Source organism: Paraglaciecola sp. QJM3NY_14 (assembly GCF_056173245.1).
Map to the genome: position 1 here is coordinate 1,690,345 of NZ_CM149664.1, position 20,925 is coordinate 1,711,269.

A 20,925-nucleotide genomic window follows, 5' to 3' on the forward strand; every position below is an offset into this window, starting at 1 on the left:
GTGAACAGGCAAAACGGCTGGCAACTAATCGCTTAGGAGCTAATAATTGCGATGCTACTGAGACGCACTGCTTAGCTTGGATTCTATTTATAAGGATTTCTAATTACCTGATATTGTTGAGTATTTTCACTATAACGATACCAAACCCCTTTGCATTCAATGTAATCTCTATTTTGAAAGCGTGACAGTCTGTGCTGGGCAGGGATGTCATTTACCCAGACGCCCATCGGAGCAGAAATTACCTCGTAACCCTGTGGCGTATCGCGGTAAAATATGCCATCAGCATAATAGCGGCCTGAGCCGATAGGGGTATGTTTGTCGGGTATGGCGGATATGATGGTGCCAATCGCAACACCTACGCCTATAGCAATAGCTGCGACTGCACCAGAGTGCCCGCTAGCATGCACACTCACGTTACTTCGGCTATGACTATGGCCGCCTGAATGCCTGCCATGAAACAAACCACAGGACGTTAAAAGCAAACAGCTACTTAACGCAATAAAAGCGAATCGGCACTTCATACCTTGCTTTGAGCGTTTCACAGCTAGTTTTACAGATCGTTTTATATGTCGCTTCAAAGAGTGGGTCATACTAGCGCCTCCAAAGATGATATATATTGGATACGCAAGACAGAAGATTGTTAGAGGGAAAATAGTAAAGGTTGTGTAAAGAACTTGGTGAGTGATTATCTTCAAAATAAGCACTCACACAGGCTTAACAACGACTATGTTAAATTTTGCATAAAGCGCCCAAGCCTGCGTATGCCTTCGATTAACTCACTTTCTGCTGAAGCGAAAGATAAACGCACATAGTGATCGCCTTGGTGTTCGCCAAAATCATTGCCTGGAGTGAGTGCTACGTGGGCTTCTTGCAGTGCACGCTCACAAAAGTCCATGGCTGAAAGACCAGTGGGGCGAACATCAATATAGACGTAAAATGCGCCATCTGGCTGGACAGGCACGTGCAAACCACACTCTTTCAACCCGGCTAAAATCAATTCTTTTCGAGACTTAAGCATCGCTCTGCGTGACTCACACACGGCAATAGAAGCCGGTGTAAAACATTCGAGGGCGGCTTTTTGGGCGAGGGTTGATGGACAAATGTAATAGTTTTGCGCCATGCGCTCCATAACAGGTACAGCGCGCTCAGGTACCACACACCAACCTAAGCGCCAGCCAGTCATGCCGAAATATTTAGAAAAGCTATTGATAACAAGTGCTTCATCATCGAATGATAACGCGGTAACCGGCTGAAAACCTGCGTCACCGTGATGCAAATTAAGGTAAATCTCATCAATAATACGCCACGCACCGCGGCTTTTAGCGAACGCGCACATTGCCTGCAATTCATCTGGTGCAACGGCGGTGCCTGTTGGGTTTGACGGTGTGGCTAACATTAAACCTCGCGTACCGCTGTGCCAGTGATTTTCAAGCAAGTCCATATTCAACTGAAAGCGTGAACCTGCTGTCGTCGGCACTAATTGAACATTGCCTCCGAAGCTCTTTATGAATTGCCGGTTACAGGGATAAGAAGGATCGCCCATGATCACATTATCCCCAGCGTCTACAAACGCCGCCGATAACAGCAATAACGCAGCAGAAGCGCCCGCCGTCACGACCACACGATCCGGGCTTATATCGACGTTATGCGCCATTTTATAAAAGCCTGCGATAGCAGCACGTAGCTCGGGTAACCCCAGCGCTGAGGTATAGGGTAGAGGGGAAGTCGTGGCCAGGGTCTGCATAGCAAGTAACACATCAGGTGGCGCGCCAAAATCGGGCTCACCGATATTAAGCTTAATAACATGATGGCCTTGTGCTTCTAATTCGGCTGCTTTAGCCCCAAATGCCATGGCAAAGAAGGGCGAAATAGCTTGGGCGCGCTGTGAATATTTCAAATGATACGTCTCAACTTATGACTGCAAAGGGTACAAGATTGCAAAGGGCGCAACGAAAGCGCGCTATTCTGCCATTTTTATCGACATAAAGCAGCGGCTTTTCCCATTAAATGCAGGCACGGTTTGGTTGAAGCTCACGCGAATACTTGTTTGTCGCGTTACTGCTTGTCGTGGCTTTAAACGTGCTGATACAACTCACTCTTTGTGGGTATATTTTCTGGGCGAACACGCCTTGTCTGCGATCAAAATATTCACAAATCCCTTGACCAAGGGGATGAAATTGTGACAAATTAAAATGCAAATGATAACGATTACTATTTGCAGTAGATATTCACGTGAACTTAAAACCCCTCATACCTTGCCTAATGTTGTTCAATACCAGTGCTCAGGCGCAGTTATTCAATGACAACAAGCCCAATGTAAAACATATTGAAAATACACCGTTAGAGACAATGGTGGTAACGGGCACGCGCACCGAGCTTGCCCAATCACAAAGCCCAATTTCTATTGAGGTGATTACAGGAGCACAATTACAACAAGTGAGTCATGGCACGTTAGCCAGTGCTCTCAACTTTATTCCTGGGGTGGTCACTAAGCGTAACGAAAAAGACGGCTACACAGTGCAAATGCAAGGTTTTGACGGAGATCACGTATTGGTCTTGCTTGACAGCCAACCGCTAATTTCACCCACTGGCTCGTCGGTAGATTTAGACCAAATCAGTGTGCTAAACATTGAGCGTATAGAAGTGTTACGCGGTGCGGCGTCTGTGCTTTATGGTAGCTCTGCCATGGGCGGAGTGATCAACGTTATCACCCGTAAACAGAATCGAAATAGTGCCAAGATCCGATACCAAGCAAGCAGTTATATGCAAAATGCCATCGATTCTGGTGATGTGGCTGGGTTATACCAATTAAACGTCAATCAAATGATTTTGGGCTGGCAGGGAAGTGTTAGCGCACAAAAAATTGATGATCCAGGCTTTGATTACGACCAAAATACACTCTCACAAAGTGCACCCAGTACGGATAAGTCGTTTGTTAATCTGGGGTTGGCTAGGGACTTTGGTGAAGTTCACTTGGCGTTAAAGACCCGCTATTTCAGCGATGAAAAAAGCAAATTGCGCTATGCCATTCCTGGACAAGTTGGAGACATTAGTTATATATCCGACGTCGAGCAGTGGCAGCACGATATCAGTGTGAGTCAAAGCCAAGTATGGAAGGTCCAAGGGCGCTATTTACAACATGATGAAACCAGCGGAGACTCAAACGGTCTGCGTGATGCCCAAATCACGTTGGCAGAAATAGACAGTCAATATCAGTGGCAACTAAGCGATGTCGCCCTTGTATCAGGCTTGGTATTGCATCGTGATGAACTTTATCAAGTTAAGCAAGCCAGCACGGCCGGTGACGCCGGCATTGTTGAAATTGATGACCAAAGTCGTGACAGTGTTGAGGCTTATACGCAAGCCAGTTGGCAATATGGCGATCATGAATTGGTTGCGGGCCTTCGAGCACAAAATGACAGTGACTTTGGGGTACATTCTGCGGCGCGGGTAAATGGTTTGTTTACCCTAAGCGATGATAAAAATGACTTATGGCAATTGCGAGTTGGGGCAGGGCAAAGCTATCGCGTTCCTACGTTAAAAGAACGCTTTTATGTATTTGATCACAGCAACTTAGGTTACATGGTGCTGGGCAATGAAGACCTTGACCCGGAAACCGCCCTAAGTGGCAACCTTGAGCTGAGTTACCACGGCAGTGTTCAGCGCTTGTTTGGTGCTAATCGATCGCGTGATGCCGCTGGCAATAACTCTCGCAGTGACTCAAACAAAAACGCTCACAGCGCCTACCCGCGCTTGTCGCTAAGAGCCAATATTCATTACGCCAAAGCGCAAGATTTTATTAATACAGTGATCGACGTTGAGGCTTCAGCGCAAACTGGTTTATTGATTTCCCGCTACGCCAATGTCGACCAAACCTATATGAAAGGGGCAGATCTGTCGCTTAAGCTGGGTTGGCAAAAAGTGGATTATCAACTGAGCTACAGCTATCTACATGCCACCGATGGCGATGGTGTTTACTTGGCTGAACGGCCCACGCATCAGATTAAGACCAACCTCACTTGGCGACTCCCTTACGATATCAATGCGTTAGCCTACGTGGTGTATGAAACGGGCGAGCATCCAAGCAGCACACAATTGGGTATCGAAAAAGACGATTGGCTCAGCGTTAATCTCAGCGTAAATCAGCACATTAACGACCACTGGCAGTGGAATGCCGGTATCGACAACCTCTTTGATGAACATCAAAACAGCGATGCTATCGCCCAAGGCTTACTCGATGTAAGGCCCCTTTCAAGCCAGCGGGTATTTGTCGGCGTTAGCTATCAATTCTATTAAAACACTCTTACAACAAGGAAATACACACATGAAAATCAGTTACCTCGCCAGCTTGAGCACCGCCATACTACTAACAGCCTGCGGAGGGTCAAGTTCGAGCAGCGATAGCGTTGATACTTCACCCACTGAGCCGACGACACCAGTGGTAGAAGAGGGCACAATAGTGGGGCCGTTTAGCACAGGAACAACTGCTGAGCCAACTCGCGTGTATTTCGATTTAGATGCGGGTATTGCCCTTACGCTAACTGCTGAAGAAGCGGCTGAAAGCAGTGCATGGGATATCGCGTTTCAGCGCACCAAGGTCTATTTGAATACCCACAGTGACAACGGCGTTGGAGCATTTTTCACCGATGTTAACAGTGACTTTTATGATGATACTGGCGCCGCGGTTGCTAATAGCTTCTTAAACGCTGATGCAGACACAGAATTAGAGGACTATCTCGCTATTAGTGGCACGGATATTCCAGCGGATGACAGCTTTGTGGGTGACAGCGAAGAGAGTGTCATTGGCGCAAAATTTTACGATTACGATACAACAACGCACATAGTGACTGCCAACGATGACCGCTATTTCATTGTCGATTCAGATGACGCTTATACCAAGTTTCGCGTGACGGATTTAACCACTGAGGGGCGCACAATGTCATCCATTACGTTTGGCGTTGCCACGCAAAACACCTTAGCCGGGGACACCGAATTTGGTGCTGAATCAGCATTGACCATTAACACTGCAGACTGCACAGATGACATATACATAGACTTTGATTTAGGTGCGGCTATATCTGCCACAGATGCGTGGGATATTACCTTGGCGTGCACCACAGTGGATGACATCACAGGGGCTGAATTTGATATTCACATCGCTGAAGATGCCACTGCGATAGTGGATGACGACAATGCTTATGCTGCAATAGACAGCGAAGCCGCACAGTTTTACGGCTTTGCGTCAGACGTAACGCAAGAATTGGCCTTCGATAACAACCCTTGGTATCAGTACAACTTAAATGGTGGGCATTTGTTGTGGTCACAATACGGTGTGTACTTGATCAACACCAACGAAGGCACGTTTAAAATGCAAATTACCAGCTACTACGACGATGCGGGTACATCAGGTAATTACAGCTTCCGGTTTGATGAATTAACCAGCGAGTAATTCATTAGTCCTGCATGCAGGTACTCGCGCCGAAGCGTTGGCTGAGTATCTAGGTGAAGATTTCTTTTCAACAAGTGCGGTTTGCGGCGGTATTGGCGCAAACCGCACTTCAGCCGCACACAAATTCGGCAAACCGTTTAAACGTTAATTGGATGCACCATGTACAAGTTCGTTAGTTTAGTTTTTTTTCTTGCGTTAATCAGTTTACAGCCATCAGCATACGCAGGCACCTCGCTTGAATCGGATGCCCAGCAAAGTCCCAAAAAAATGCGCATTATCGCCTCGGGCGGCAGCATAACAGAAGTAATTTATGCCCTAGGTAAAGAGCAGCTTATTGTTGCTACCGACAGCACCAGTTTATTTCCTGCTGCCGCTGCTTCACTGCCTAAACTGGGGTATTTTCGTCAGCTCAGTACAGAGGGCATTTTAGGGTTCCAGCCCACCCACTTATTGGGTGCACAGGCTACTGGGCCTGAAAGTTTACCTGAGCAGTTAACAGCTGCGGGTATTCAGGTTCACATATTTGATGAGCAACGAGACGTAGCGGGTTTGCATCAGCTTATCAGTGAGATAGGCCAGTTATTAAACGCTTCAGAAAAAGCGTTAGCATTGAATCAACAGATTACCCAACAAGTAGCACAGCTAAAAGTCAAAGCAAGTCAACGCCGTTTGGCGAGTGATTCAAGTGCCCTTGCAGGTGGGCATGACAAGGTCTCAGCGCTGTTTGTGATGTCTGACAGCGATCGTGGGTTAACCGTCGCAGGGGGGAATACTGTGCCTCAAGCCTTGTTTGATGATGCTGGTGTGAGAAACGCAGCACACGCTTTGATAGATTATAAAGTGATGGATAACGAATCGATTTTAGCGGCCAACCCAGACATCATTTTTGTCGCAAGTCACCGTGCACGAGAGGCGAATGCATTACAGCGTTTATGCCAACACCCAGCACTAAAAGCGACAAATGCAGGGCGAAATTGTGCCATCAGTGTAATGGAAAGTAGCAGTGCATTAGGGTTGTCTCCTCGCTATCCACAGGCCTTGCAAACGGTGATTGCGCGCACTGCTGGGTTTTACGCTGACCAGAGCCGATGAATGCCAATATGACCTCTAATATGTCTACCAACCTAAAGGCCTCGCCCATCACCCTTCAATTTGCCCTACATGCAAGGCGAAAAAAGCATATGCGTGGCTTTACATTTGTGCTCGCCCTCGCAACGGTGTTGCTGCTAGTGGGGTTGCAATCAGGTAGTTTTGAGCAATCTAGTCAGGTCTTATTTGATGTGCTAGTCAATAAGTTCAACCATCAAGCCTTGTCTCAAGAGCAGTACTTACAGTGGTATGTCTTTTCTGAGCTGCGTGTACCACGCATGTTTATGGCCATGTTTGTTGGGGCATTATTGGCGATGTCAGGTTGTGCGATGCAAGGCTTGGTGCGAAACCCGTTGGCGGATCCCGGCTTAATAGGCATTTCAGGGGGAGCGGCTGCAGCCGCCGCCACAGCACTCGCGCTGATTAACCATTACCCACAACTTGAAATAGGTGGGCAGTATTTAATCGCCTTAAGTGCATTTATTGGTGCACTAATAGCCGTCTGGATTGTTTTGATAGTTGCGCGTACGCCAGCAGGTATGGCAATTTCGTCGCTGATTTTAGCAGGTGTTGCGGTTAATGCATTGTCGGGTACACATATTGGTGCAATTAGTTATATGGCCAATGATGACGCGCTACGGCAAATCACTTACTGGACGATGGGCAGCTTAGGCGGGGTGACGTGGTCTAAAGTGCTGTTTGTCGGAATATTAAGTATTCCGATTATCGCGCTTTATATGCATTTGCGCCAACCACTGAACTTGTTTGCTCTTGGCGAAAACGAAGCCCAGTGCATGGGCCTTGAAGTTAACAAATACAAACGTTTGATACTCTGGCTAGTGGCATTTTCGGTCGCTCTGGCTACCGCACTGTGCGGCATTATCGGCTTTGTTGGTTTGGTGGTACCCCACATTGCTCGCACGATTTTCAGCGCAGATCACAAGTATTTGATGCCTGCCTGCGGTGCGCTTGGCGCCATATTAATGTTGGGCGCTGATACCGCTTCTCGGGCGTTATTTCCCCCTCTTGAAATTCCTATCGGGATAGTGACCTCAGCTGTGGGAGCGCCGTTCTTTTTATACCTTTTAGCTAAACAAAAAAGGGGAGGGGCAATTGCTTAAACGCCATGCTTAATTTACACAATATCGCCTTAAATCACGGCGAGAACACCTTACTTGAGGGAGTGAACATCCGTTTGGATGCTGGCAGCTTTTGCACGGTAATAGGCGAAAACGGCTGCGGTAAATCGACTTTACTGCGCTGCATTGCTGGGCTTCATGCACCTTTGACTGGTGCAATAACGTTGAATGAACGCACGTTAGGCGACTGGCAAATTAAATCGCTCGCCAAAGTGCGTGCGTTTGTCAATCAACATAACCAAGTGCAGTTTGCCTTTTTAACGGAAGAAATTTTGCAGCTAGGACGCATAAATCAAACCGAAACCCTAGCTCAGAGTACCGCGCTCATTTGCCAAGTGGCTGAACAGCTCAGCATTGCACACTTATTCGGCCGTGATGTTAGAACGCTGTCGGGCGGGGAACGCCAGCGCGTGTTTATTGCCAAAGCTTTGGTGCAATTGTTACCCACAACCTTCATTGAAACAACCGAAGGGGCTTCAATGGACGTGCACAAAAAGAGACATGGGGACAGCGCGGCAAAACTGTTAGACGGCAAGTTGCTGTTGCTCGATGAGCCCACCTCAGCACTGGATTTTCGTTTTCAAAAAGCCATGATGGATGTGATTAAAACACTTTGCCAACAAGGTTTAAGCGTCATGTGTGTCAGCCATGATATTAACTTGGTTTTACCTTACGCCAGTGAGGTGATTTTGTTAGCAAATGGGCGCTGCTTAGCGCAGGGGCGAGTGGCTGACGTGATCACCGCAACAAACTTACAACAGTGTTTCGGCGTAATGCCCAAACTTATCCCACAACCAGATGGTGTGCCGTATATCACCCACTGATGGTGTTTACCCGATTAGCAATAAGGAGCAAAAATGAAATTAGACAAATACATCTTCGACGCCAAAATCCTCGTTCGTCAGCAGCACAGCGGGGTACTTAGCACACACTCACAATCAGTGCAGGGTTATCCCTTTGGCTCTGTGGTGCCGTATTTTATGACTAATGAAGGTAACTTAGTCACTTATATTAGCCAAATTGCCCAGCACACGCGCAATATCAAAGGTAACCCTAAAGTGTCGGTGACTATATTTGACACCTTGCAAGATGATTCTCAAGCCAATGGCCGAGTGACCTTTTTGGGAGATGCAGAATTGGTGGAAGATGCCTATTTAACTGAGCAGTATCTGGCGTTGTTCCCCCGAGCGATAGGCTATAAGAAAACCCACGACTTTTCGTTTTATCAAATCAAACCTGAGCGCATTCGTTACATAGGCGGTTTCGGCAAAATCTTTTGGATAAACAAAGAAGATTGGCAATCAAGCGAAAAGCCTGAGGATTGGCCGCGAGTGAGTAAAGGGATTATTGAACACATGAATGAGGATCACCACGACGCCATGACGCTCATTGTTGAACATCAATTCGCACTGCGAGCAAAACAGGTGACAATGCTATCGGCATTTTATGAAGGCTGTCACATCGAAGCTGACGGGAAAGTACTGTTCTTGAAATTTGATAAACCATGCACTAGCGCGCAAGCAGTGCGGGAGCAGTTAGTGGCAGCGACACATGCAGCAAGAGCAGACTTAACGTTAGCTGTGGCTAATTAATCGCCAGTCACTCATGAAAGAAAATGGCGCACCAAGTCTATTTAACGAAAAATGGGCGCCATTTTCACAATGTGAGCTGAAAAGTATCAGTTGGTGCTGGCGCCGCCACTGATTTCTAATTGAGCGCTTGTCGCTGCCTCATGTTACCTATCAAACAAACTTTTCTCTTTTGCGCGGCGTTGCACCAGATGCGCGTTGACTTTACCGGCTGCTTTGCGCCATACGCTAAATTGCTCGCTTGCCCCTGTGTAATCCGCTTTATTCAGTAGGCGCAACAAAGTTGATTTGTATAGGTTGCCCATGCCGATGTTGTACCCCAAGCAAACCAATGCACTAAATTGATTATTGTTTATCGGTACTTTAACTAACTTGTGCATTTGGTTTTCTATTTTGAGCAGGTCTGCTTTAAGTAATACCTCAGCTTGCGGGGCATTTATTGTCATGCCTTGCTTTACACCCGCTTTGTGACCGTAACCGATTAACCAATGTCCACCCGGGCCTTTATAAGCGTTAAGTCTTACACCTTCGGAATCTTTAATAATATCGATGCAGGCTTGATTGGTTTCGCTTTTTTGTTGTGTAACCGAGGGGATTTCTAACGAGGGCTCGATTTTCTTTGTCGCTGGGCTTTTCTGGCTTGCACAACCACTTAATGTTAATAGCAAGGCGGTGAGGGTCAGCGTATACAATGGATTCGTTTTCATAAGCGTCCTTTTTGATATGCACGTTAGCGCTGAATATGTGTTCCCTGCATTCTTTGTTGGCTAACGTCTTTTTAATGTGCCACTTAATTAAAACCGTTAGCGGGTATTTTGCAAGTTTGTTGTTTTTTATATGAAAATAGAGGGAGGACTTGGTGTTAAACTCAGGTCTGTATAAGCGAATGAGACTGGCTGATGATAATATCAAATGGCCTATCTATCATCAGGTTAAGGCCGATTCAACGGAAGTGGTAAATGATCTACGTATTTATAATTAATACCTTGCTGGTGGCCGGTGCCGTTATGCTGCACTACGAGTTTTTGCATCGTATTATGCGTTTTTTGCCTAATATGCGAGTGAAACACAGTTACCGTATTGTCTTCGGCGTGTTCGGCGCACTTCTCGCACATATCTGTGAAATTTGGATATTCGCTATCGCTTATTATTTCATGCATAGGATTGACGGGTGGGGCACACTCATTGGTAATTTCGAAGGCTCGCTAATGGATTGCGCGTATTTCTCCTTTACCGTCTATACCACAGTCGGTTTCGGCGACATTGAGCCCCTAGGTGCCTTGCGCTACTTAACCGGTATAGAATCCCTAACTGGTTTGGTGCTGATAACGTGGACAGCATCGTTTTTGTATTTTGAAATGCAGCGCCATTGGAAAATTATCGATGGCGAAAACTAACGTATTAACGTGACGGCCAATACAAGGAGTCGTAAGTGCAACTGATCAGAATGATTTGTATCTGTTTACTGAGTCAAGCGATATGCGCAGTGAGCGCTGCGAATGAGCCCATCGCTTGGTTACTGATAGACGATTTTGAGCACGGCAACAGTGTTGATAATTGGACAAAAGCAGATACCAAAAACGAAACCAAGCCCTTAATCGCCGCTCCTCAGGTGACACTCAGACAAGTCGAAACGGCGTCTAATGGGACTAATGCTTATTTGCTTAAAAAGCCTGCGCCAGAGGGGGTAGTAGGTAATCGAAAAGCGTTGACATACAAAGCTCTGCCCCAGACAGTCAAAGTGGGTGACACTTACACTTTTTATACTCGCATCAATGTTGAGGCATTCCCCAATAACCATGCCTTTGGCCTAAGTAACATGGGCCCTGATGATATAAAAAAGCATGATTACAATGCCTTTGAAGCCACACTACGTGTAACGGATAAAAGCGAGTCTAGCGGCCTTAAGAACACCGGCGCACTCATGGTTAAAGTGCCTACTGGCTACGCCAATGTGAAGCATAAATGGCATGGTGCTTTTACCAACTCCAACTCCAACTCCAACTCCAACTCCAATACCAACTCCAATACCAACACTAACTCCAACACCGAGATTGACGTCGAAAGCGACAGTGAGGGCGAAGCCGAGCCTTTAGCGCCCGGCGTTTGGTATCAAATTTGGTATGTGGTTAACAACGCTCGAGTGGCTGATGGCGGGCAAACTTATGACGTGTACTTACAAGGTGGCAGTGAGTTCCCCGTGCAGACGTTGGTTTATCAAGGTGCAACCTTTCGCATGCAGCGCGAATGGCCGCTCACGTATTTTTTGATGAATTGTAATACCGGCCCAATCGATAAACCTTATGGAAACGGCGGCCTTAAGTACGATGATATATACATGGCGAAGGGTATAACGCTAAACAGACCGAATTAGGAGAATAGCGTGTGTAGGTAAACTGCAGTACTCACACAGTATCAGATTTTCCAGCTCGATAGATTGAACAGCCAAGACAGCTTTTTATAACCATAAATCGGAAGTACGTTCGCTATATATTGAGTAGGTGCTTTCGGTGCCAAAGCGGTCATAGTGTTAATACCCCATCAATATAAACGACTCAAAGGACTTACTACGCCATTAGCGCCTTGCTGAAGAACATGAGTATATATTTGAGTTGTTTTTACATCAGAATGTCCTAATTGGGCTTGAATCGTTCGGATATCTGCGCCAGATTGTAGTAAATGGGTAGCAAATGAGTGCCTTAAAGTATGAGGCGTGATTGGCTTCGTCAAACCCGACACCAATACAGCTTGCTTGACTGCTTTGCGAACGCAAGTAGGATGAAAATGATGTCTTCTTATCTAACCAGTTTCTGGATCTGCGCTGAGTTTATGAGAGGGAAACAAGAACTGCCACGGGAGCGACTTATTCGCTGAAGGATATTTTTTAGCTAGCGCATGAGGCATCCAAACACCGGCGTATTGCTCATTCTGAATATCAAGTCTCAAGTATTCATCAACCTGCGCTATTTGATTTCTAAGTAATGGCACTAGCTCCGTTGCCAAAGTAACGATTCGGTGTTTTTTGCCTTTACCATTGTAGACCCTTAAACACTTATAATCGAAGTCGATATCTTGCACGCGAAGTTGCACCGCTTCCATGCTTCTAAGGCCACTGCCATACATCAAGCCAGCAATAAGATAGTAACGTTTGTTCAATCTTGACATAAGCAGCTTCACCTCATCCTGCGTCATAACAATAGGCAGTTTGGGTTGACGCTTGCTTCTAGCAAAATTCAAATTAAGAGACAACTCACTCTTGATAATGTGCTTATAAAGAAACGATATAGAGTTTAATGCAGTGGCTTGCGTGCGCGGTGACACATTGGCATTCAGTGCCAAATGTTCAAGGTATTGTTCCACTTCATTATCTCCCATTGATGAAGGGTGACGTTTCCCATGAAAGTGAATAAATGTAGAGATCCACTTCAAATAAGTAGAGACAGTCCTTGGAGAATACTGTCTTAGCAACATGTACTCAGTGATGTGATTTAATAGAGGGGACTTTGTCTTCATGACCTTTACTCGGCATGTATAAATATACAGTTATAGCAGCCTTTCCCCCATATTCAAGCAAACGACCCAATCGCGCGTTTACGTCCTAAAATTAAATAGCTTTATTAACTTGCAGCAACCGCCTGCGGTGACTTTTATAAACTTGATAATCATGGCAGTATGGATAAAAACGAGCGGTAGCTCGGTAGAAAAACGCGCAAGTTGCGCCTTATTAAATTGTTATACATCATGAAATACTTAACCTTTTTAATTTTATTTGTTTTTAGCTATGCTCAGGCCGGAGATAAACTGGGACAGTGGTTTTTTGAATATGGTAATTCATACTGTAGCCTTCTTCTTAAGAGTGAATACTCAGAAAGTAGAATCGTTGATACTAGTGCCTCTGCTATTGTTCTGTTCTTTTTTAACAAAAACTTAAATGGTACTAATCATCGGCACCTGGTTAGAGTTATTCCTTCGCTAGCGACAAAAACAGCGCAAGTTGCTCTTATAAAGCTAACTGTTACATCAGGCTCAATCGACATGGAACTAACAAAAAGAGGCGATTCTACAGAAAGTGTTTATCATTATTTTTTGGATACTAAATCATCTATGAAATTGCTTAGCTCACTAAAAGGTCATTCTCCAATAAAATATGTTTTCGAATTCAGTAACAATAGTTCAGTCACAATGGTAGCCGAAGGCAACGACCTCCAAGTTACCAATAAATTGTTTGATCACTGCTCCACTTAACTTTAGGTTAGCAAATGATGTATAACAAACAAATAATGTCAGGGACGCGCAAAACAACGCGCGCCCCATATTTGAGCCGTTAGAAGTACAAGGAGTAAATAATGAGCACCGTAGTTGAATTAGAGATTTTTAGCCCTCGTTGGGGACACGAAGATACTTACGAAGTGAATCTTACTCAAGATTTGATGGAAGTATCAATGGATATGAGAAAGTGTAAACTTACTTGGATTGATGGGTGTGATCCTGAATGGAGTGGGGAAGCTTTAGAGGACATTATGGGCAACGATAGTATTTATCCTCCAGCTGTTACAGCACGCCTTTTCGAATATGCATGGAAAGCATGGAGAGATGGTGAACTCAACGATCAAGCTGTTGCGGATGAACTTAGAATGGTTGCTGACTGGGTAAATACCGTAACTAAAGCGAAGCCACGTAGTGATTTTTGGCGAAAGTACTTCTAACAAAACAATAAACTATATTCGCTTCGCTCATTGGGAAAAATCCTCGCTGCAACTTCGTTACAAAGCACTCGATTTTTCCCGTTATTGTAAACGTTATGTTTACATGGAACTGTATGTATAGACTTCTAATTTTAATTTTATTTTACTCTTTAAGCTTCCCCTCGCTGGCGCTAGAAAATGATATGTTGCTTGGTCAGTGGGTGGAAGAACCACCTAAAGATACTGGATGCCCAATAATCATGTATCAATTTCTTGCTGATGGTAAAAGAAAGGCATCAGGTATTCTGTGTTCAGACACTAATATTATGGCTGTAAATTATTATGAAAAGTGGACATTGCACGACGGGGCCACAATTTCCTTTGAAAGTGACAGTGGTGATGAGGTTTATGAAAAACTAATGGGTGAAACTAGTTACCATGATTTCTATACAATAGTAGAGCTAACTCAAACTAAAATGGTTTTAAAAGCCAAAGAGACTGGAAACGTTTATTTTTTTAATAAAGTAAACATAACAAAACAATAAACAACATTCGCTTCGCTCATTGGGAAAAAGCCTCGCTGTCGCTCTGCTTTTCCCGTTATTGTAGGCGTTAGGTATTCAGGGAAAGTTATGAGTGTAGTTGAAGCATTATTGGAATCATCAGAGCAGGATACAAACTTATTAATTAGTAACGATAATAAAGGCGATAACTTTGATGTCCCAAGAGACATAGATTTTTTGTTTAAAACTAATGATCCTCAAAAAGCTGAAACAGTTTGCGGTTTCATTAATGATAACAATTATGCCAATGCACGTGTGGAACATGTAGGTAGTGATTATCAAATATTAGCCGTTGTAGCTATGCAATCTAATCAACATATAATTTGTTCTGTATCGGGTTTAATGACCTGCATCGGTAAATTATTCGATGTTGAGTATGACGGTTGGGGCTGTGTGCTACAGAATACCTAACAAGAAATTAAACAAGGACAAAAAACAGTTGGCTTTTTGTTCACTACGTTCACTTATTTTAGCCAACAATTTTTTGCCTGTTAATTGGGCGCTGGGGGATCCCCTCATAGAATTGGTCTTCCTTCTTTGTGAACCCAGGTAATATATTGGGCGATAGCCCATGTCATTTGAGCTGAGTTCATCCTGTAATCTTTTGCCCTTTTCCTGACTTCTCTGCCTAGCCTAATAATGGATAACACGCGCCGATGACGGATGGTGTTTGCTTGAAATGCTCTTTCCCAGTTTTGCTTCACGGCGATGATACCGAGTAGCCGTAATAGCCATTCTGCGAGCATCGCTATCAGCAGTAATATGTCGAATCGTTTGGTACAGCGACTGTTGCTGTGGCGCAGTCCCATTCCGTATTGAGGGCTTTTAATATCGCGGAAGGTTTCTTCTATTTGCATCCGTCTTGCATAAAGGGAAACCAGCTGTTTTGAGTTAAGTTTATCGTTCTCGGGAAGATTAGTGGCGAGTAGCCAAGGCTCTTTGCTACCCGCACGATAGCTTTGCTGGGCGGTGTGGTTTCGCCCTGCCTTTGAAGAACGGTTGTCCTTTCGATGTTTGGCCTTTGCTTTGTACAAATGCAGGTGTGCATGAAGCGGGCTTTTACGCCCTAATTGCCCACACCCAAGGTATTTGGCCCGAGAATTTGCACTGGGATAAAACGACTTATTACTTTGCCATGATGCTTGCCCATCACGCTTAAATCCCACATCACCGCGCACTCGGCCTAGCCAGAACCATCCATGCTTTTCGACTTCACGAAACCAAGGGTTACGATAGCCTGCATCGGTCACAATCAACGGGCAACAACCCGACGGCAGGATACTCGCCAACTCCCGTAAAAACGGATTATGACTAACAGGTGAATTGTATTCACCGAATGAAAATACGCGCTCATAAAGCGTGACAGAGCGCCCCTGAACACTGACCGATGCACGTAAGGTTAAATGCCTGAGCTGCTCACGCACATCAGACCAATCCACAAGGACAACGGGCATGGGGTTAGCACCGCAAAGCAAGCGAGCGTGCCAACGATAGATGTCGAGCCGTTCATTATGTAGGTTGTTATTACCAAGCAGCCTGTCGATGCGTTTAATGTTGTGTTTCGGGGCCACTGATCCTGAGATATTTCGTCCCAATTCGGTCAACGACAGTTGCTGACCATCTAGCAAAGATTGGGTGGCAACCATCAAAGAGGAAAGACGTTTGGCATGTAGATTAGGGCATTGCTTTTTAAGCAAATCGTGTAAGATATGAATATCACGCATGGTGTTGTTATCTGGTTGGTTTTTGGCGAAATTTATTAGATCAAATGGCGCTATGCGTGTCTATATTATTGTTTCTGCTCATAATTATGAGGGGATTCGTTAGAATTGGGCGTTAGGCATCAAGGATAGTATGGAGTCTGAATTAAAGATTGGTGATTGGGTTCGAAGTTACGGTTCTGGAATTTGGAGAATAAATAGAATTCTAGAACTAAACGAATTTGATATTCCATCACAAAGTTACAAACCAAGAACAGCAATATTTTCTTCTCGTTTTATTAACGACTCTTTTAAGCGTTCATTTTCAACTGAAAGTTGCGACTCAGCTTTCGTTTCTCATTTGGAGCCAGAAGAAAAGGAAAAGCTTGATTCATATATCAAACAAAACCAAGATTTTTTGTCCAAATTTGATACTTATAAACCAAAATCAATTGACGCTATTTACAATGCAAATGTAAATATACCAACTTCGAGAAATCAATCTGAACTTGAAGAAGATCTATCTGAGTTTAAATCACTTAATTTAGAGCAGCTTTATTCTAAGCTATTATCCTCTGGTTTAGGTTCAAGTGGTAGCAAAGGTTGGACGGCACAATTTGTATCCAAAAATCATTGTAGTGTTGGTGGTAAATTGGTGTATAGTTTTTCAAAGGTTTTAGCGTTTTGAATGCCTAACAAGCCAATAAATAAGGACAAAAAACAGTTGGCTGTTTTCGTTCCTCAACATTTTAGCCAACAATTTTTTGCCCATTATTAGGGCGCTGGGGGATCCCCTCATAGAATTGGTCTTCCTTCTTTGTGAACCCAGGTAATATATTGGGCGATAGCCCATGTCATTTGAGCTGAGTTCATCCTGTAATCTTTTGCCCTTTTCCTGACTTCTCTGCCTAGCCTAATAATGGATAACACTCGCCGATGACGGATGGTGTTTGCTTGAAACTCTCTTTCCCAATTTTGTTTTTGAGCAATGATACCGAGTAACCGTAATAGCCATTCTGCGAGCATCGCTATCAGCAGTAATATGTCGAATCGTTTGGTACAGCGACTGTTGCTGTGGCGCAGTCCCATTCCGTATTGAGGGCTTTTAATATCGCGGAAGGTTTCTTCTATTTGCATCCGTCTTGCATAAAGGGAAACCAGCTGTTTTGAGTTAAGTTTATCGTTCTCGGGAAGATTAGTGGCGAGTAGCCAAGGCTCTTTGCTACCCGCACGATAGCTTTGCTGGGCGGTGTGGTTTCGCCCTGCCTTTGAAGAACGGTTGTCCTTTCGATGTTTGGCCTTTGCTTTGTACAAATGCAGGTGTGCATGAAGCGGGCTTTTACGCCCTAATTGCCCACACCCAAGGTATTTGGCCCGAGAATTTGCACTGGGATAAAACGACTTATTACTTTGCCATGATGCTTGCCCATCACGCTTAAATCCCACATCACCGCGCACTCGGCCTAGCCAGAACCAGCCATGCTTTTCGACTTCACGAAACCAAGGGTTACGATAGCCTGCATCGGTCACAATCAACGGGCAACAACCCGACGGCAGGATACTCGCCAACTCCCGTAAAAACGGATTATGACTAACAGGTGAATTGTATTCACCGAATGAAAATACGCGCTCATAAAGCGTGACAGAGCGCCCCTGAACACTGACCGATGCACGTAAGGTTAAATGCCTGAGCTGCTCACGCACATCAGACCAATCCACAAGAACAACGGGCATGGGGTTAGCACCGCAAAGCAAGCGAGCGTGCCAACGGTAGATGTCGAGCCGTTCATTATGTAGGTTGTTATTACCAAGCAGCCTGTCGATGCGTTTAATGTTGTGTTTCGGGGCCACGGAGCCTGAGATATTGCGTCCTAATTCGGTCAACGACAGTTGCTGACCATCTAGCAAAGATTGGGTGGCAACCATCAAAGAGGAAAGACGTTTGGCATGTAGATTAGGGCATTGTTTTTTAAGCAAATCGTGTAAGATATGAATATCACGCATGGTGTTGTTATCTAGTTGGTTTTTGGCGAAATCCTCTTTCTTGATAAAAGACATCAAATAGCGCCATGCGTGTATATATTATTGTTTCTGCTCATAATTATGAGGGGATTCGTTAGAGCAAAGCGTTATAAGTCTTAAGGTTGGATATGCCAATATTTGCTCAGGTGTTGTTATTTGTTGGCTTTACTTGCGTCATGATTTCGACGGTCTTGGTGTTCGTTTTTAAGCTGCCGAATACCAGTGCGCTTAACCTTTTGGCTAAAGGCAGTTTCGCTTTTCGGGACTTACATAATCATGTGGCAGTAAATTGGGTTAAACCAATATACTCAATAACCTACATTGGTTTAAGTTGTATATTAATAGCAATTTTAGGTGTGCTGATAGTCAATGTATAAGACCTATAACAAGCCAAGTCAGCGGGAATTTTACTCGCTGAAAAACACTCATAAAATCCCCTGCTTTGGGCGTTAGCACCACAAATAGGAAGATCGTATGATTGAAGAAGTATACGAAGAAGTCCACGAACAATATTTTGATTCTGCTGACTTCAATGGACTGCCCATTTATCGATTAGCCGATAAATTTGATATTGAAAGTGATGAATTTCGTTCAGCTATTCGGGATGGCATTGATAATGAGATAATTACTGCAACATTTCATGGTAATACACACATTAGAGCTTTTTCGGGCTTTAAAAAAGATCAAATCTTAGAATGGTTTGATACTGAAGATTACCCATCCCATATTTGTCTATACCCTCATACAAACAAGCTATCTGATAGTGACCATTTAGAAAGATATAAAGAATCTCCATATGAGCTTGAATTAGCTAAGGGAGCAGGTCAATTAGATTACAGGACGTTTGATCTATCAGTGCTTGAATATTATAGAAATGATCCTCGTTATGCATATGACACTGACTTTATTCATGGGTCGATATCAATTGAAGACGAGTATTTTGAATCTGATTCAGTTCCAGAAAGCGATCAAGTTTTACTTAAAACATTCGGGTTTGCCTATGATGAAGAGTTTGGTCGATATGTAGCTGTTTTTGTGCGATATCTAGCGGACTTAAGCCCTGAACATCAAAAAGTGTGGGCAGCGAAAGAAGTAAAAGGCGACATTAAGCTACATCCTGATTACTACGCTTCTAGTATTGAGGGATCTTGGGGGAGTCGGATGTCTATTTTTCAAGCTTTTGTTGAGGAGTTAGAAGTAATAAACAAAATGAGCGAAATAATAGGTAAGCCAGGATTGTTCAGGAATTCTTATTATAACGATCGCCCAAAAGAGTTTGGATTTCTCCTTCGACCAACAGCTTCTGAATTCAATGATTTTATGCTTCTTCTCGATAAAATGATGTCAGATAACATAAATAAGAAATTTTTTGGCGATGAAGTAGGGCTGGAAACAGAGGAAGAGCGAGACGACGGGAAAATTATCGTTAGGCAGAAAGGCACTATCCAAATTCTTGAATCCTGGGTAAACAAGTATTTTAGACCAACAGACCCTGCTCCTGTTGAGAAAATGATGGTTAGCTTCAAAAAAGTAAGGAAGCTTCGTCAAAAGCCGGCACACAAAGTTAATACAAATCAATTTGATCAAGCAATTTTTAGGAGGCAACGGGAAATTGTTATTGATGCCTATGATGCAGTAAGAACACTTAGAATGATTCTTGCTAATCATCCAGAGGTAAGAAAAAAACCACCTGAGATCAGCGATAGATTATTCAAAGGTGAGATTTGGGACATTTAAAAAGTGCTAACAAGCGCCTGCAATCGGACAGTCAAACCTGTCACACGTTTTGCCATAAACTCGGCAAAACAAGCGCCAGATTTGCCTGCCGTTGAGGCGGGCGTTAGCAGTACATAAAAGTATGGAGTCAAAAATGAAGTTTGATGCGATCAACTTTAAAGAAAAATTCACTAAGTTTAATGAGCATTGGTCTCCGCGTGTTGTCGCTGAAATGAATGATTATCAATTTAAGCTAGTAAAAGTTGAAGGAGAGTTTGTTTGGCACGACCATCCTGATACAGATGAAGTATTTATTGTTATTGAAGGCACCCTTAATATTGAGTTTCGTGATGGTATTGTTACTCTAAATTCGGGTGAAATGTTTGTAATACCAAAAGGTGTGGAACACAAGCCTGTAGCCACCAATGAATGTAAAATCATGATTGTTGAGCCTAAAGGTGTCGTTAATACAGGTGATTCTGATAGTGAACTTACTGCCGAAGACGACGTGTGGGTGTAAAGTACTGCTAACAAGAGACTATGGCGTCAATAGCTAATTTGTAGCCTTTGGCGCTTCCCACATGACCCCGTCTCTGAGCATTGAGTTTAAGATAACAACCATCTTTCTAATGCACGCAATAATAGCCATTTTCTTGGGCTTTCCTGCTGCGACTAATCGTTGATATGTTTCCTTAAATACGGGGTTACTTTGTATCGCTGACATCATCGCCATGTACAAAACGGTTCTGACTTGATGTCTGCCACCTTGGATTTTCCGCAACCCTTTATAGCGCCCACTTTCTCGATTCATAGGAGCCACACCGACTAACGCAGAGGCTTGTTTGTTGGTCATGTAACCTAACTCTGGCAGGTTACTGATGATGGAAGCGGAGGCTATTTTTCCTATTCCTTTCATACTCTGTAAGATGCAATTCTTCGCTTGATAATCAGGAGAAATTACATAGGCACCCAT

General features: G+C 44.1%; 20 protein-coding genes and 2 pseudogenes. 15 read left to right on the forward strand and 7 right to left on the reverse strand.

Translation table 11 applies throughout. From position 1 onward, the window contains the following. Nucleotides 1-83: 83 nt before the first annotated feature. Nucleotides 84-590, reverse strand: coding sequence for a DUF6515 family protein (locus AC0VYA_RS07200; protein WP_475490539.1), 507 nt, complete (start codon nt 588-590; stop codon nt 84-86). 134 nt (nt 591-724) lie between these two features. Then, the gene (locus AC0VYA_RS07205; RefSeq protein WP_475490540.1) at nt 725-1,897 is read right to left on the reverse strand and encodes an aminotransferase class I/II-fold pyridoxal phosphate-dependent enzyme; all 1,173 of its coding nucleotides are present in this window, start codon (nt 1,895-1,897) and stop codon (nt 725-727) included. Between the two features lie 365 nt (nt 1,898-2,262). On the opposite strand from AC0VYA_RS07205, the gene AC0VYA_RS07210 reads away from it, so the two are divergent. The 6 genes from AC0VYA_RS07210 (at nt 2,263) to AC0VYA_RS07235 (ending at nt 9,269) form a co-directional block, all read left to right on the forward strand. After that, nucleotides 2,263-4,296: a TonB-dependent receptor plug domain-containing protein gene (locus tag AC0VYA_RS07210; RefSeq protein ID WP_475491042.1), complete on the forward strand. Its 2,034-nt coding sequence runs from the start codon at nt 2,263-2,265 to the stop codon at nt 4,294-4,296. A gap of 28 nt (nt 4,297-4,324) precedes the next feature. Continuing rightward, a complete protein-coding gene (locus tag AC0VYA_RS07215) occupies nt 4,325-5,449 on the forward strand; it encodes an HmuY family protein (RefSeq protein ID WP_475490541.1) in 1,125 nt (374 codons plus the stop codon). A 159-nt stretch (nt 5,450-5,608) separates the two neighbouring features. Continuing rightward, nucleotides 5,609-6,541, forward strand: coding sequence for a heme/hemin ABC transporter substrate-binding protein (locus AC0VYA_RS07220; protein ID WP_475490542.1), 933 nt, complete (start codon nt 5,609-5,611; stop codon nt 6,539-6,541). 89 nt (nt 6,542-6,630) lie between these two features. Continuing rightward, a complete protein-coding gene (locus AC0VYA_RS07225) occupies nt 6,631-7,659 on the forward strand; it encodes a FecCD family ABC transporter permease (protein ID WP_475491043.1) in 1,029 nt (342 codons plus the stop codon). 5 nt (nt 7,660-7,664) lie between these two features. After that, nucleotides 7,665-8,501 carry an ABC transporter ATP-binding protein gene (locus tag AC0VYA_RS07230; protein ID WP_011574329.1) on the forward strand — a complete coding sequence of 279 codons (837 nt, stop codon included), beginning with the start codon at nt 7,665-7,667 and terminating at the stop codon, nt 8,499-8,501. Nucleotides 8,502-8,534: 33 nt separating this feature from the next. Then, the gene (locus AC0VYA_RS07235) at nt 8,535-9,269 is read left to right on the forward strand and encodes a HugZ family pyridoxamine 5'-phosphate oxidase (RefSeq protein ID WP_475490543.1); all 735 of its coding nucleotides are present in this window, start codon (nt 8,535-8,537) and stop codon (nt 9,267-9,269) included. 143 nt (nt 9,270-9,412) lie between these two features. On the opposite strand, the gene AC0VYA_RS07240 is transcribed toward AC0VYA_RS07235, so the two are convergent. Next, the gene (locus AC0VYA_RS07240; RefSeq protein ID WP_475490544.1) at nt 9,413-9,973 is read right to left on the reverse strand and encodes a lysozyme; all 561 of its coding nucleotides are present in this window, start codon (nt 9,971-9,973) and stop codon (nt 9,413-9,415) included. Between the two features lie 252 nt (nt 9,974-10,225). Here AC0VYA_RS07240 and AC0VYA_RS07245 point away from each other — a divergent pair, with 252 nt between their 5' ends. Further along, complete coding sequence (locus AC0VYA_RS07245; RefSeq protein ID WP_041713514.1) at nt 10,226-10,663, forward strand: potassium channel family protein; 438 nt, start codon at nt 10,226-10,228, stop codon at nt 10,661-10,663. Nucleotides 10,664-10,698: 35 nt separating this feature from the next. Beyond that, nucleotides 10,699-11,640, forward strand: coding sequence for a hypothetical protein (locus AC0VYA_RS07250; protein WP_475490545.1), 942 nt, complete (start codon nt 10,699-10,701; stop codon nt 11,638-11,640). A 167-nt stretch (nt 11,641-11,807) separates the two neighbouring features. Here AC0VYA_RS07250 and AC0VYA_RS07255 read toward each other — a convergent pair. After that, a pseudogene (locus AC0VYA_RS07255) lies at nt 11,808-12,779 on the reverse strand (integron integrase). A gap of 228 nt (nt 12,780-13,007) precedes the next feature. Between AC0VYA_RS07255 and AC0VYA_RS07260 the strand changes: the two are divergent. The 4 genes from AC0VYA_RS07260 (at nt 13,008) to AC0VYA_RS07275 (ending at nt 14,925) form a co-directional block, all read left to right on the forward strand. Next, nucleotides 13,008-13,511 carry a hypothetical protein gene (locus tag AC0VYA_RS07260; RefSeq protein ID WP_475490546.1) on the forward strand — a complete coding sequence of 168 codons (504 nt, stop codon included), beginning with the start codon at nt 13,008-13,010 and terminating at the stop codon, nt 13,509-13,511. Between the two features lie 101 nt (nt 13,512-13,612). After that, nucleotides 13,613-13,972, forward strand: a complete 360-nt coding sequence (locus AC0VYA_RS07265) for a hypothetical protein (protein ID WP_475490547.1) — start codon at nt 13,613-13,615, stop codon at nt 13,970-13,972. Between the two features lie 113 nt (nt 13,973-14,085). After that, nucleotides 14,086-14,496 (forward strand): hypothetical protein, encoded by a 411-nt coding sequence (locus tag AC0VYA_RS07270; protein ID WP_475490548.1) that lies wholly within the window; start codon nt 14,086-14,088, stop codon nt 14,494-14,496. Between the two features lie 87 nt (nt 14,497-14,583). Then, nucleotides 14,584-14,925 carry a ribonuclease E inhibitor RraB gene (locus AC0VYA_RS07275; RefSeq protein WP_475490549.1) on the forward strand — a complete coding sequence of 114 codons (342 nt, stop codon included), beginning with the start codon at nt 14,584-14,586 and terminating at the stop codon, nt 14,923-14,925. A 104-nt stretch (nt 14,926-15,029) separates the two neighbouring features. Here AC0VYA_RS07275 and AC0VYA_RS07280 read toward each other — a convergent pair whose 3' ends face one another. Beyond that, entirely contained in the window at nt 15,030-16,238 is a 1,209-nt protein-coding gene (locus AC0VYA_RS07280) for an IS4-like element ISPat1 family transposase (RefSeq protein WP_475488912.1), read from the reverse strand. 130 nt (nt 16,239-16,368) lie between these two features. Between AC0VYA_RS07280 and AC0VYA_RS07285 the strand changes: the two genes are divergently transcribed. Further along, entirely contained in the window at nt 16,369-16,902 is a 534-nt protein-coding gene (locus AC0VYA_RS07285) for a hypothetical protein (RefSeq protein WP_475490550.1), read from the forward strand. A 107-nt stretch (nt 16,903-17,009) separates the two neighbouring features. On the opposite strand, the gene AC0VYA_RS07290 is transcribed toward AC0VYA_RS07285, so the two are convergent. Continuing rightward, nucleotides 17,010-18,218, reverse strand: coding sequence for an IS4-like element ISPat1 family transposase (locus AC0VYA_RS07290; RefSeq protein ID WP_475491044.1), 1,209 nt, complete (start codon nt 18,216-18,218; stop codon nt 17,010-17,012). Between the two features lie 492 nt (nt 18,219-18,710). Between AC0VYA_RS07290 and AC0VYA_RS07295 the strand changes: the two genes are divergently transcribed. After that, entirely contained in the window at nt 18,711-19,973 is a 1,263-nt protein-coding gene (locus AC0VYA_RS07295) for an AAA family ATPase (protein WP_475490551.1), read from the forward strand. Nucleotides 19,974-20,106: 133 nt separating this feature from the next. Next, on the forward strand, nt 20,107-20,472 hold the full coding sequence (locus AC0VYA_RS07300; RefSeq protein ID WP_475490552.1) for a cupin domain-containing protein: 366 nt from the start codon (nt 20,107-20,109) through the stop codon (nt 20,470-20,472). Nucleotides 20,473-20,505: 33 nt separating this feature from the next. Here AC0VYA_RS07300 and AC0VYA_RS07305 read toward each other — a convergent pair. Beyond that, nucleotides 20,506-20,904 (reverse strand): annotated as a pseudogene (locus AC0VYA_RS07305) (transposase); the annotation flags it as partial. Nucleotides 20,905-20,925: the final 21 nt, after the last annotated feature.